This window comes from Bradyrhizobium sp. HKCCYLS1011, from assembly GCF_051167795.1.
GTDB lineage: Bacteria > Pseudomonadota > Alphaproteobacteria > Rhizobiales > Xanthobacteraceae > Bradyrhizobium.
In genome coordinates this window covers 86,832-99,025 of record NZ_JBNPTT010000008.1, presented here as the reverse complement: position 1 = coordinate 99,025, position 12,194 = coordinate 86,832, and the positions used below count along the sequence as shown (strand labels likewise).

At 64.3% G+C, this 12,194-nt stretch carries 12 protein-coding genes; 6 read left to right on the top strand and 6 right to left on the bottom strand.

Annotated features, from left to right (window positions below; all coding sequences use genetic code 11):
• Nucleotides 1-90 precede the first annotated feature (90 nt).
• From ACQR1W_RS26265 to ACQR1W_RS26255, 3 genes are all read right to left on the bottom strand, one after another.
• A complete protein-coding gene (locus tag ACQR1W_RS26265) occupies nt 91-363 on the bottom strand; it encodes a hypothetical protein (protein ID WP_434853539.1) in 273 nt (90 codons plus the stop codon).
• Between the two features lie 97 nt (nt 364-460).
• A complete protein-coding gene (locus ACQR1W_RS26260) occupies nt 461-2,371 on the bottom strand; it encodes a propionyl-CoA synthetase (protein ID WP_434853538.1) in 1,911 nt (636 codons plus the stop codon).
• Between the two features lie 156 nt (nt 2,372-2,527).
• Nucleotides 2,528-3,313: a hypothetical protein gene (locus ACQR1W_RS26255; protein ID WP_434853537.1), complete on the bottom strand. Its 786-nt coding sequence runs from the start codon at nt 3,311-3,313 to the stop codon at nt 2,528-2,530.
• Between the two features lie 128 nt (nt 3,314-3,441).
• On the opposite strand from ACQR1W_RS26255, the gene ACQR1W_RS26250 reads away from it, so the two are divergent.
• Both ACQR1W_RS26250 and ACQR1W_RS26245 read left to right on the top strand, forming a co-directional pair.
• Nucleotides 3,442-4,986, top strand: coding sequence for a cation:proton antiporter (locus ACQR1W_RS26250; RefSeq protein ID WP_434853536.1), 1,545 nt, complete (start codon nt 3,442-3,444; stop codon nt 4,984-4,986).
• A gap of 353 nt (nt 4,987-5,339) precedes the next feature.
• The gene (locus tag ACQR1W_RS26245; protein ID WP_434853735.1) at nt 5,340-5,882 is read left to right on the top strand and encodes a DUF924 family protein; all 543 of its coding nucleotides are present in this window, start codon (nt 5,340-5,342) and stop codon (nt 5,880-5,882) included.
• A gap of 20 nt (nt 5,883-5,902) precedes the next feature.
• On the opposite strand, the gene ACQR1W_RS26240 is transcribed toward ACQR1W_RS26245, so the two are convergent.
• Nucleotides 5,903-6,703, bottom strand: a complete 801-nt coding sequence (locus ACQR1W_RS26240) for an SDR family NAD(P)-dependent oxidoreductase (protein ID WP_434853535.1) — start codon at nt 6,701-6,703, stop codon at nt 5,903-5,905.
• Between the two features lie 174 nt (nt 6,704-6,877).
• Entirely contained in the window at nt 6,878-7,357 is a 480-nt protein-coding gene (locus tag ACQR1W_RS26235) for a hypothetical protein (RefSeq protein WP_008971432.1), read from the bottom strand.
• A 216-nt stretch (nt 7,358-7,573) separates the two neighbouring features.
• Between ACQR1W_RS26235 and ACQR1W_RS26230 the strand changes: the two genes are divergently transcribed.
• On the top strand, nt 7,574-7,894 hold the full coding sequence (locus ACQR1W_RS26230; protein ID WP_434853534.1) for a hypothetical protein: 321 nt from the start codon (nt 7,574-7,576) through the stop codon (nt 7,892-7,894).
• A 105-nt stretch (nt 7,895-7,999) separates the two neighbouring features.
• On the opposite strand, the gene ACQR1W_RS26225 is transcribed toward ACQR1W_RS26230, so the two are convergent.
• A complete protein-coding gene (locus ACQR1W_RS26225) occupies nt 8,000-9,184 on the bottom strand; it encodes a hypothetical protein (RefSeq protein ID WP_434853533.1) in 1,185 nt (394 codons plus the stop codon).
• Between the two features lie 133 nt (nt 9,185-9,317).
• Between ACQR1W_RS26225 and ACQR1W_RS26220 the strand changes: the two genes are divergently transcribed.
• From ACQR1W_RS26220 to ACQR1W_RS26210, 3 genes are all read left to right on the top strand, one after another.
• Nucleotides 9,318-9,740 carry a PaaI family thioesterase gene (locus ACQR1W_RS26220; protein ID WP_434853532.1) on the top strand — a complete coding sequence of 141 codons (423 nt, stop codon included), beginning with the start codon at nt 9,318-9,320 and terminating at the stop codon, nt 9,738-9,740.
• A 119-nt stretch (nt 9,741-9,859) separates the two neighbouring features.
• A complete protein-coding gene (locus ACQR1W_RS26215) occupies nt 9,860-10,870 on the top strand; it encodes an aldo/keto reductase (protein ID WP_434853531.1) in 1,011 nt (336 codons plus the stop codon).
• A gap of 5 nt (nt 10,871-10,875) precedes the next feature.
• Nucleotides 10,876-12,189 (top strand): tetratricopeptide repeat protein, encoded by a 1,314-nt coding sequence (locus ACQR1W_RS26210; protein WP_434853530.1) that lies wholly within the window; start codon nt 10,876-10,878, stop codon nt 12,187-12,189.
• Nucleotides 12,190-12,194: the final 5 nt, after the last annotated feature.

The following is a 12,194-nucleotide window of genomic DNA, read 5'->3' as shown; positions in this document are numbered from 1 at the left end:
AAATCGTGGCCGACGTGGCGGCATTGTCACCCGACTGTGGCAGTCAGGTCACGAAACATGACAACAGATTTCAGTCGCTGGTCGGTATTTTTACGGCCGATCCGGATGGTTGAGCATGAACTCGCCGAGATCCCGCTGTCTGCGGTCGGCGCGCGCTTCCGCCCGCTGCCGCTGCACGTCGCGGTCCTTGCGGCATGCGACATATTCCGGCGAGCCGGGCGCCACCGTGCCGCCGGCGCGGCAGGCCGAATCATCGTCGTCATTGCCCATCGCCGTGGCCGGCCCCTGGTTGCGCGTCGCGCAGGCGGCAAGCGAGAGGGCAAGGCAGATCGGGAGGATCAAAGGCAGGCGAAGTGGGCGCATCGGACTCTCGGTCTGAATGGGCGCCCTGTTTAGCCGAAAATTCGGATTTTGCCAGTGTCGGGCCCGCGCATCGAACGCGGACCCGGACCAGGCCGCCTCATGCCCGCCCCTTCAGCGCCTCACCGATCTCGTCCAACACCTTGGGATCCTCGATGGTGGCCGGCATGGTCCATTCGTCGCCATCGGCGATCTTCTTGATGGTGCCGCGCAGGATCTTGCCCGAGCGCGTCTTCGGCAGCCGGCCGACGGTGATCGCAAGCTTGAAGGCGGCGACGGGCCCGAGCTTGTCGCGCACCAGCGCCACGATCTCCTTCTCGATCTCGGACGGACTGCGCGTCACGCCGGCCTTGAGCACGATGAAGCCGCAGGGCACCTCGCCCTTGATCGCATCCTTGATGCCGAGCACCGCACATTCGGCAACATCGGCGTGCGAGGCGAGGATCTCCTCCATGCCGCCGGTCGAGAGCCGATGCCCGGCGACATTGATGATGTCGTCGGTGCGGCCCATCACGAAGACATAACCATCCTCGTCCTTGTAGCCGGCATCCGAGGTCTTGTAGTAGCCCGGAAATTCGCTGAGATAAGACTCCTTGAAGCGGTCCTCCTGCTGCCACAGGGTCGGCAGGCAGCCCGGCGGCATCGGCAGCTTGATCACGATCGAGCCCATCGTGTTGATCGGCACAGGCTTGGCGGCCTCGTCCACCACATCGACCTGATAGCCCGGCATCGGCACCGTCGGCGAGCCGTGCTTGACCGGCAAGAGCCCGAGGCCGACCGGATTGCCGGCAATGCACCAGCCGGTCTCGGTCTGCCACCAATGATCGATCACCGGCACCTTGAGCTGCTGCTCCGCCCATTCCACCGTCGGCGGATCGGCGCGCTCGCCCGCCAGAAACAGCGTGCGGAATTGCGACAGGTCGTATTGGCGCAGCAGCTTGCCGTCCGGGTCTTCCTTGCGGATGGCACGAAACGCGGTCGGCGCGGTGAACAGCGCCACCGCCTTGTGCTGGCTGATGACCCGCCAGAACGCGCCGGCGTCGGGCGTGCCGACCGGCTTGCCCTCATACATGACCGAGGTCGCGCCATGGAGCAGAGGTCCGTAGATGATGTAGCTGTGGCCGACCACCCAGCCGATATCGGAGCCACACCACCAGACCTCGCCCGGCTTGATGCCATAGAGATATTCCATCGACCATTTCAGCGCGACCAGATGCCCGCCATTGTCGCGCACCACGCCCTTCGGCTTACCGGTCGTGCCCGAGGTGTAGAGGATGTACAGCGGATCGGTGGCGAGCACCGGCACGCAAGACGCGCGCTTGCCGTTGACGAGCGCGGATTTGCGCAACGCGTTCCAATCGTAGTCGCGTCCCGGGGTGAGCTCGCAGACGTGCTGCGGCCGCTGCAGCACGATGCAGGCTTCGGGCTTGGCGGTCGCAAGCCTGATGGCCTCGTCGAGCAGCGGCTTGTAATGCACGATGCGGCCAGGCTCGATGCCGCAGCTTGCCGAGAGAATCAGCTTCGGGGTCGCATCGTCGATCCGGGTGGCAAGCTCCTTGGCCGCGAAGCCGCCGAACACGACGGAGTGGACCGCGCCGATGCGTGCGCAGGCCAGCATCGCCGTCATCGCCTCCGGCACCATCGGCATATACAGGATGACGCGGTCACCCTTGGTGACCCCGAAATCCTGCATGATGGCGGCCAGCGTCTCGACCTCCTTGAGCATCTCGGCATAGGTGAAGGTCGTGATCGTGTTGGTCAGCGGCGAATCGTGGATCAGCGCCACCTGACTGCCACGGCCACCGGCGACGTGGCGGTCGAGCGCGTTGTAGCAGGTGTTGACGACGGCGCCCGCAAACCATCGGCCGTAAGCGCCGATCGTGGGATCAAAAATTCTCTTTGCCGGCTCGATCCAATCGATCGCGCGCGCAGCCTCGCCCCAGAACCCTTCAGGGTCCTGCAGCGACCGGGCATGAACCTCGTGATACCGGCTCTGTCCCTGGATATTCATGGTCCACCTCCCGCATGTCTTTTGTCCTTATCGACCTGGATCGGCGCCGGCTTTCCGGCCATGATCCGGATCAATTCCAAAGACGATTTGGCGGCATTGTCCCGTGAAGCTGGCGCAATTCAAGCCGGAAAGATGGCGCGCGACCGGCGGCCCCGGTCAGTGTCCGCCGGCTCCCTGCAGCTGATGCAGCCGGTCCCGCATGGTTTTTTTCAGATCGTAGCCGGGACGGCCGAATTCAGCATTGCGTCGGGCGAGATAATCCTCCTGCTCGCGCTGGCGCAGCCTGACCTCGCGGGAACCCAGTTTCGAGGCCTCGCGGATCGCCCAGTCCTGGGAGACGGTGATTTCGCGGTCGAGATCGGCCAATTCGGGGTCGGCACAGATGGCCTTCTCGACCAACCGACGGGCCGTGGCGCAATTGAAGCTCGGCCTGCCCGCAACCGCCATCTGGGCGCCGAGACGCTCGATCTCCGCGGCCAGCGAACGGTAGTTGCTGCGTGCGCTGACATGAGCGGGGTTGAGCTTGAGCGCGGCGGCGAAATCGGCAAGCGCTTTCGGCCGGTCGCCGCGCTGGCGCTGCAGCTCGCCGCGCGCGTTGAAGATGTCCGCGAGCGTGGGATCGAGCTGCAGCACGACGTCGTAGTCGGCGATGGCCCGATCGGGCTGCCCTCTGCTGATCAGGACGGATGCGCGGGCGATCAGCGCATTGATACGGTCGGTCCTGATCGCTTTGGGATCATCGATCAGCACGCTGCATTCACGCAGCACCTTGTCCGCGTCATTGGCCCTGGACGCTGCCAGACAGGCTGCGGGATCGGCTGGCGGCTCCTTGGCCGGATCGGCCGCACCGACGGCATGCGCTTCGGCCGCGAGCAACAGCGCAATGGCACTCACCGTCACATGAAGAAAACGGGTAGCCACGGCATTGAAAGGTCTATGCATCAAGCATCCGAGAATACAAGTCAGTCCATTCACAACCAGTCTGAGGAACAATTTTGCGGCGCTGATATCGGCGGATTTTGGATGCTACACTCGCAGGCACCCATCCATCGTAGCGCAGGACCCCTCGCTTGACGACACTCGAATGGATCATCGGCCTGCTGCTCGGCGCGGTTGTGCTTTCGGCGCTGGCGCGAAAGGTCAAGGTCCCCTATCCGACCTTCCTCGCAATCGCGGGCGTGATGCTCGCATTCGTGCCGGCCGTCCCGTCCTGGACACTCGACCCTGAACTGACACTGGCCCTGTTCGTCGCGCCGGTGCTGCTCGATGCCGGCTACGACACCTCGCTGCGCGACCTCCGCAACAACTGGCTTCCCGTCTCGACGCTGGTCGTCATCGCGGTGGCCGTGACCACAATTGCAGTGGCGATTGTGGCCCGCAGGCTGGTGCCCGATATGCCTTGGTCTGCGGCGGTCGCACTCGGCGCGATCGTTGCGCCACCCGACGCGGCCGCAGCCGTCGCCATTCTTCGCCAGGTCAAGCTGCCCTATCGCCTGCTCAAGGTGCTGGAGGGCGAGAGCCTGCTCAACGATGCCAGCGCACTGTTGATCTACCGCACCGCGGTCGGCGCGGCGGCGATGACGCATCTCGCTTGGCGCGAGATCGCTCCTTCGGTCGCGCTCAGCCTGGCGGGAAGTCCGATCGCCGGCTATGTCGCAGCCAAGCTCTGGCTTCGTCTAACCCCTCGGGTGAACGATGCGCCAACCGCGATCATTCTGCAATTTGCCGGCACGTTCACCATCTGGATCGCGGCCGAACGATTGGGGCTCTCCGCCATCCTGACCACCGTGGTCTATGCCGTCACGCTCGCCCGCACCGCGCCGGCGCGCACCCCGGCACGGCTGCGGGTGCCGTCCTATGCTGTCTGGGAGACCGCGGTCTTCATGCTCAACGTGCTCGCTTTCATGCTGATCGGCATGCAGCTCCGCCCGATCTGGATCCAGCTCGATGACGCCGTGCGGCTGCATTATGCCGAGGTTGCCGGCTGCGTGCTCGCCGTCATCATCGTCGTGCGCATCCTATGGGTCGCCGTGTATGGCCTCATCATGCGCCTCCTGACGGCAAAAGGACTGCTGCGGCAAAGCTTGGCCACAGGCGGCCCGACGCTCAAAGGCGGCATTGTCGTGGGCTGGTGCGGCATGCGGGGAATCGTCACATTGGCATCAGCCTTTGCTCTCCCGGAGGGCTTTCCCTATCGCGAGCTCATCCTGCTGACGGCGTGTTCGGCCGTGCTGGGAACGCTGGTGCTTCAGGGCCTGACCCTGCGACCGCTGATCTTGATGCTCCGGTTGCAGGATGACAATCCCGTTGCGCTCGAAGTCGCACGCGCCCGCGGCGTGGCGTTCCGCGCCGCGCTCGAGGAGATCGACGGCGATCCATCGGAGGCGGCGGATCTGTTGCGGCACGAATATCGCGAGCTCCTGATGCAGGCGGATGGGAGCCCCGACGGCGGCATCGCCGCGACCGAACTACCAGCCGATCCGCTGCGGCGTCGCGCCATCCGCGCCGCCCGCAACGCCGTCCTCGGCTTGCGGAATTCCGAGGAAATCGGCGACGACGCTTTCCACCAGATCGAGGAAGAGCTCGATCGCGCCGAGCTCAGCGCCGAGGGCTAGCAGGCGGAAGATGTCATCGTAACGCATGACGTAACACGTCTGAAATATCCACGCATCCAGCGTTACGTCCGCAACAAACAAGTGCACCGGCTCACCTGATCGCGAGAGATGCGCGCGGAGAGATGATAGCAACGTGACGCGCACCTCCCGAAAATTTCTACTCATCTCGTCGTTAGTCTGCGAACCTTGATCCGCGCAATTGGTGTCCAATCAACGCACTCGTCGCGTGCGACACCTTGCGATGGGATGTCATGATGCGCGTCAATCGACCAACCGGCGTCGGAGCCATGAGCCGCGAAGGCTTCGTCGAGCTCGAACATCACGCCGGTCGTGAGCCTCTTCGCGATGCAGGGATGCGGCCGGTCAAGCCCGATGACGTCGTCTCCTTCTGGCAGGAGGCAGGCATGGAGAGGTGGTTCACCAAGGATGCCGATTTCGACGCTCGCTTCCGTGAGACATTCCTGCATGCCTATGAGCTCGCAAGAGCAGGCCGGCTCGATTGTTGGTCGGCGACGCCGAACGGTGCGCTGGCGCTCCTGATCCTGCTCGACCAGTTCCCGCGCAATTCATTCCGCGCCACCCCGCGCATGTACGAGAGCGATCCTCTGGCACTCATGCTCGCCAAACGCGCCATTGAAGCCGGCCATGACCGGCAACTCAGTCCCGCGCTCCGGAGCTTCCTCTATATGCCGCTATGTCACTCCGAGGATCTCGCCGACCAGGAGCGCGCCGTGGCGCTGTTTCGTCCACTCGGCGAACGACCGGCGCGGGCCGCCGAGCGCCACTGCAACATCATCAGGCGCTTCGGCCGTTTTCCTCACCGCAACCGCATTCTCGGCCGTGTCATGACGGCGGAAGAGCAGCGCTATCTCGACGAGGGCGGCTTCGCGGGATGACGGCCCAAAGCTTGCGACAATCAACTCCGGCAGCTCAGCCCGCCATCGACCACCAGCGTGATGCCGGTGACGTAGCGCGATTCATCCGAAGCGAGATACAACGCGGCGTTGGCGACATCGAAGGCATCGCCCATGTGTCCCATCGGCACCTGGGCGTCGCGCTTCTTCCACATCTCCTCGACATCACCGTTGGCGTAGCCCGCCGCCAGGCCGGCGGAATGCTCGACCATCGGCGTCTTCATCAAACCCGGCAGGATCGCATTCACCCGCACATGTTGGGGCGCGAATTCTACCGCCGAGGTGCGCGTCATCTGGTTCATCGCCGCCTTGCTGGCACCATAGCTGACGTAGGAAATGCCGATATGGCGGATCGAGGCAACGGACGAAATATTGATGATCGAGCCCCCGCCCTGGCCGATCATCACGGGCACGACGTGCTTCATGGCGAGGTAAGCGCTCTTCAGGTTGACCGCGAAGACGCGGTCCCATTCCGCCTCTTCGAAATCGACCACGCTGCCGGTCTCGGCGATGCCGACATTATTGTCGAGCACATCGATGCGGCCGTAACGTTCGAGGCAGGCCCGCACCATGGTGACGATCTCCTCACCACGCGCGACGTCAGCGGTAAAGGCGGTGGCGCGGCCCCCTTCGCCCTCAATGATGCCGACCGTTTCCTGCGCAGCATCCCTGTTGCGGTCGACGCAGAACACCTGCGCACCATGCCGCGCAAAGGTCACTGCAGTCGCCTTGCCATTGCCCCAGCCCGGCCCGATCGAGCCGGCGCCGACGACCATGGCGACCTTGCCCTTGAGACGATCCATCGCTTCCTCACCTGCTTGCACTGATTTTTGCAGGCAAATTGGCCGGATGTGCCGATCCGGTCAACCGATTCGAGAGAACGACGGGGTACGGCGAGCCCTCAACGCATGACGGCCATGCTCAACACCGGAGCCATACTGGCAAGACCTTGCTGGCGGGACCTTACTGGCAGCACCTCACTGGAAGGTCATGTCGAGACATTTGGAGATGTCCGACCCCAACCCGGAGGAGATAGTGATGCAGCCGCGTACCTTCTGCTGGGTGGTGTCGGCAGCCCAGATCGAGTAGCCCCCACTGCCGAAGAAGGAATTGGTGTTCGCGGGCTCGGTCTCGGTGGCATCGAATTCATAGTTGGAATCGGTATCGAACACGCGCGGCTTCTTGGCGCAGCCGCCGTCGGCCTGAACGTTGATGACCTCCTTGTTGTCGCGCGTCAGCGACAGCGAGATCTGGCAGCGAAAATATTCCGAGGTCTTGACGTTGAAGAGGTAGGTGTAGGATTTGCACGTGGCGGTGTTGAGCTTTCCGGGGGACAGGCCGCGGCTGCAGGCAATCCGCTGATTGTTGGAGAGCTTGAACTCGTCGGCGTGCACGGCGGAAACCAGCGTCACCAGCAACAACGCGAAACCAGAGCCGATCTTCGTGACGAGGTTCATGCGAATCATCCCCTACATGCATCTTCTTTGCGGTTCATTTCTAGACCATGGCGCCAACATAGTCGCGAGATCGGGAACGAAAAATCGTAAAATGAATCGCGTTTGGTGGTGTGACAATCCGGACTACTGGCGAACCACTGGCCTTACATTGGCGAGGCGATAATGTTCGTGATTTGTTCGAAATGGCGGCGGCCCGACCGGCCGTGGGAGGATGAGATGACGACCCCAATTTTCAAAGCATTTGTGACGACCGGCCTGTTTGGTGTCCTGGCCGGTATCGCGGCGACAGCGGCCTTCGCCGCGCCGGCCGCACCCACGCCGTGGGAGCTCAAGCCGGACATGGCTTACGCCTATGGCAAGGATGGCAAGACGCTCGCCTACAAGATGGGGACCAAGAACGCCAACATGCTATTCAAAGGCGCCAGGAAGGTGCCGAAGGGCACCATTTTCTTCCTTGGCGAGAACGGCCAGCTCTATATGCGAAGCGGCCCCTATCTAGAAGGCGACGGCAGCTTCTCATTCGGCGCGGACGAATAGATCTCTACTGCTGGCGCAGCGTATCGTTCGGTTGCGGTGCCCCACTCTCTCCCTTCGGGGAGAGGACCATCGCGCGTGTTGCGGCCGCTCGGTCGACAAGTCCGCCTAGAATGCCGCAGCCAAGTCCTTGGACCCCGGAAGTCCGCTCAGCGAGTCCATCCTGGAATCGGTGACCGCCAGCAGCTTCGCCACGGTGTTGTGCCGGACAGCGACGGGATTGCGCTCGTAGCCTGAACGCTGGAAGAAGTTCGAGGTCGGCACCTGCTCGCGCATCGGCTGCGGCATCGTGACCATGTCGAAGCCGGTGCCATCGCCGGTCAGGTTCATCATCTCCAGCTCGGCCGCGGTGAGCGGACGCGCATAGCCCTTGGCGCGGGCGAACAGCACCGAGGTGAGCAGCTTATGGGTCTGCAGCATCGGGCCGACATCGATGTCGAGCACCATCGCATGCATGGCCCAGCCCTGCTCGGTATCGCCGATCTTCTCATGGGCCGACCAGTCGTCCGGTACCGAGCGCGCGACCGCGACCATCTTCTTCAGCACCGACAGCTTCTGTTCCAACACCGCTCGCGCCGGCCCGTTGGTCTGGGTGACGCGCTCACCCAGCAGCCGCACGAATAGCGGTCCCTGCTCGGCCAACAGCTCGACGGTGTTGGTGGTGAGCAGCTGGTTGTAGCCGATCGCGGTCGAGATCGCGCGGTTGCCGCGAAAGCCGGATTGCGAATCGTGCCTGCCATTGCCGCCGGTCTCGAACGCGTAGACCCGCACCGCCTGCTCACGCGTCAGGCCGCTCGCCGCGGCGAAGCGAGCATAGGTGCGTTTGAAATCGATGTCGTTGGCGGGCTGCTGCGGCTGCCATTGGAATTGCTCCCGTGCCGCTTTCAGGAGATCGGCGACAACCGGAATATATTTGCCCTCGCGCGGCGGCCCCTCCGGCTCGGGTTCCGGATTCACTGGTCGCTTCGGTCCATCGTAAACCGGCGGCTGCTCCAGGACGTAGTCGTCGAGCATGATCGGCTGGCGGTCGCGCCGCTTGGCGTTGCGGGTGCGGCGCTTATCGGCGATCAGCTTCCAATAGGCGCCGGCCTGCTGTTCGAATGCGGCGCGCGCCTCCTGGTATTCCGCGAGCTTGCGACGATACTCGGCGATCGCCTCCGGTGAAGCGGCTTGCGCCATCGCCGCGACGGCCCTCGGTGCCCGCACGGCCGGCTCAGCTGCAAGCATCGGCCCTGCAAGCGAGAGGACACCTGCAACGAACCTCAGGGTGGTGCGAATCGGATGGTGATGCATGGCTTGGTTGTAGCCAAAACCGCGGCGACTTCCAGGCCGAGGCCGGTCAGCACCCCGTGACGGCTTGACGCTGCAAAGCCGGCCGGTGATGAGTTCCGTCGCCGCAAGTCGGATGTGGAGGGAACTGCCGCCAATGGCTCAGAAAGTCGCGACCAGGATGACGTCCGACGGCTGGGAGATCGTCGACACCTCGGGCTTCCTGCACCTGATCGGCCCGCTGTGGCAACGCCAGGTCGACGGGGTCAACGAATATGCGCTGGTCGCCGAGGACAAGCATCACAATCGCCGCGGCCTGGTGCAAGGCGGCGTGATCATGACGCTGGCCGACCGGAGCTGCGGCATGACCGCCCGCCACGTCTCGGGCAAGCCGCATATGGCCACAGTCCAGTTCGACACCCATTTCGTCGAGGCCGGCAAGATCGGCGAGACCCTGGTCTCTCGGCCGCATGTGGTGCGCACGACGCGGAGCCTGATCTTCATCACGACCGAGGTGAAGGTCGAGAACCGCGTGATCGCAATGGCATCAGGCGTGTTCAAGATCTTGAAGAGCGAATGAGCTACAACGTCGTTCCGGGGCGATGCGAAGCATCGAACCCGGAACCTCGAGATTCCGGGCTCGGTCCTTGCCCGGAATGACACCATGAAATTCAGCGTCCACCCATCACGAGGCATCCCATGAATTATCGCCAGCTCGGCCGCAGCGGCCTGAAAGTATCGCCGATCTGCCTGGGCACGATGATGTTCGGTGGTCCGACCGACGAGGCGATTTCGGCGCGCATCATTGCCAAAGCGCATGAGGCCGGCATCAACTTCATCGACACCGCGGACGCCTACAACAAGGGCCTATCCGAGCAGGTGGTCGGACGCGCCATCGCGCACCATCGCGACAGCTGGATTCTCGCCACCAAGCTCGCCAACCCGATGGGCGATGATCCGAACCGCGCCGGGCTATCGCGGCGCTGGGTGCTGCAGGCCGCTGATAAGAGTCTGGAGCGGCTCGGCACCGATCACATCGACATCTACTACCTGCACAAGGAAGACCATGCGACGCCACTCGAGGAAACCGTGCGCGCCATCGGCGACCTCATGCGGGCCGGCAAGATCCGCTATTTCGGGGTGTCCAATTATCGCGCCTGGCGCGTCGCCGAGATCTGCAACATCTGCGATGACATCGGCATCGACCGTCCGGTGGTCAGCCAGCCCTATTACAATGCGATGAACCGGATGCCCGAGGTCGAGCATCTGCCGGCGTGCGGCTATTATGGCCTGGGCGTGGTGCCTTACAGCCCGCTGGCGCGTGGCGTGCTCACCGGCAAATACAGTCCCGATGCAGCGCCCGACAAGGACAGCCGCGCCGGACGCAACGACGCCAGGATGATGCAGACCGAGTGGCGGCCGGAATCGTTGCGGCTCGCGCAGGAGATCAAGCATCACGCCGAAGCCAAGGGCTTCACCGCCGGGCAATTCGCGGTGGCCTGGGTGCTGAATTCCTCCTTCGTGAGCTCGGTGATTGCCGGCCCCCGCACCGAGCCCCAATGGGACGACTACATCCGCGCGCTCGACTATCCCTTTGCCGCCGATGACGAGGCGCTGATCGACCGCCTCGTCACGACCGGCCATGCCTCGACACCCGGCTACAACGATCCGGCCTATCCGATCGAGGGCCGCCGGCCGCTTGTGGGGTGAGTGCCGTGGAGCAGGACCGGTACGGACTACCATTATCGACCGACTCGCCGGAGGCGGCGCAGGCCTATCGCGACGGCGTCGATCTGCTGCTGGCGTTCTGGCCGGGCGCCGTGGAGGCGTTCGAACGCGCCATCGCCCGCGATCCCGATCTCGCGCTGGCGCATGCCGCGCGTGCTCGTATCCACGCCATCTATCAGCAGCGCGAGCCTGCCCTGCAGACGATCGGGCGCGCGCGCGAGCTGGTCAAACGGCGCGGTACCGCACGTGAGCAGAGCCATGTCGCGACGCTCTCGCTCGCCATCGAAGGCCGCAGCGCTGAGGCGTTGACCGCGACGCTGTCGCATCTTGAGAGCTGGCCGCGCGACGCGATGGTGATGGCGCTGCCGCTGGGAGCGTTCGGGCTGCTGGCCTTCTCCGGCCGTGCCGACCATGACGCCGCCCGGCGCGAGCTGTGCGACAGATTTGCTGCCGCCTATGGCGAGGACTGGTGGTTCATGTCGAACCACGGCTGGGCGCTGACCGAGGCCGGCGAATTGGCGAAGGGACGCGATATCACCACACGTGCCTTTGCGCTGCGCCGGCACAACGCCTACGCGGTGCACGCGCTGTTGCATGCGATGTTCGAGGATGGCTCGGTCGATGAGGCCGACGCGCTCGTAACCGACTGGATCGGCGACTACGATCGAAGCGGCATGCTGCACGGCCACATCCGCTGGCACCAGGCGCTCGGTGCGCTCGACCGGGGCGATGCCGCGCAGGCGTTTGCGGTGTACACCGATGTGCTGCGGCCGACGATGGAATCGGCGCCGCCGCTCAACGCACTCTCCGACTGCGCCTCGCTGCTGTGGCGGCTCGTCGCTGAGGGCTACCCCGTGCCGCCCAACGCCTGGACCGACGTAGCAGCCTATGCGAACCACCGCTTCACGGGCTCGAGCCTGGCCTTCGCCGAGATGCATCTGGTGATGGTCGCTGCGGCTGTCCATGACAAGGCCGCACTCAAGGGACGCCTCGCGGCGGTGGAGCGGCGGCTGGCCGAGGGCAAGCTCCCGGCCGGTCGCATCGTTCCGCACATGGTACGCGCCCTACGTGCGTTCGCCGACAGCAATTGGCGCGACTGCGTCGACCAGCTCAAGCCCGTCATCGGCGATCTCGCCAGGATCGGCGGCAGCCACGCCCAGCGCGAGGTGATCGAGGATACCTACATCCTGGCGCTGATCCGCAGCGGCGAACTCGCCCAGGCACGCATCGTGCTGGACGCGCGGCTGCATCGCCGCCCATCGGCGCGCGACACGCGCTGGCGGACATTGGCGAGCGGATAGATCTC

Coding starts and splice junctions, on each gene's coding strand:
- ACQR1W_RS26265 (WP_434853539.1), bottom strand. CDS start 363: ATGCGCCCACTTCGCCTGCCTTTGATCCTCCCGATCTGCCTTGCCCTC.
- ACQR1W_RS26260 (WP_434853538.1), bottom strand. CDS start 2,371: ATGAATATCCAGGGACAGAGCCGGTATCACGAGGTTCATGCCCGGTCG.
- ACQR1W_RS26255 (WP_434853537.1), bottom strand. CDS start 3,313: ATGCATAGACCTTTCAATGCCGTGGCTACCCGTTTTCTTCATGTGACG.
- ACQR1W_RS26245 (WP_434853735.1), top strand. CDS start 5,340: ATGCGGCCGGTCAAGCCCGATGACGTCGTCTCCTTCTGGCAGGAGGCA.
- ACQR1W_RS26240 (WP_434853535.1), bottom strand. CDS start 6,703: ATGGATCGTCTCAAGGGCAAGGTCGCCATGGTCGTCGGCGCCGGCTCG.
- ACQR1W_RS26235 (WP_008971432.1), bottom strand. CDS start 7,357: ATGAACCTCGTCACGAAGATCGGCTCTGGTTTCGCGTTGTTGCTGGTG.
- ACQR1W_RS26230 (WP_434853534.1), top strand. CDS start 7,574: ATGACGACCCCAATTTTCAAAGCATTTGTGACGACCGGCCTGTTTGGT.
- ACQR1W_RS26225 (WP_434853533.1), bottom strand. CDS start 9,184: ATGCATCACCATCCGATTCGCACCACCCTGAGGTTCGTTGCAGGTGTC.
- ACQR1W_RS26220 (WP_434853532.1), top strand. CDS start 9,318: ATGGCTCAGAAAGTCGCGACCAGGATGACGTCCGACGGCTGGGAGATC.
- ACQR1W_RS26215 (WP_434853531.1), top strand. CDS start 9,860: ATGAATTATCGCCAGCTCGGCCGCAGCGGCCTGAAAGTATCGCCGATC.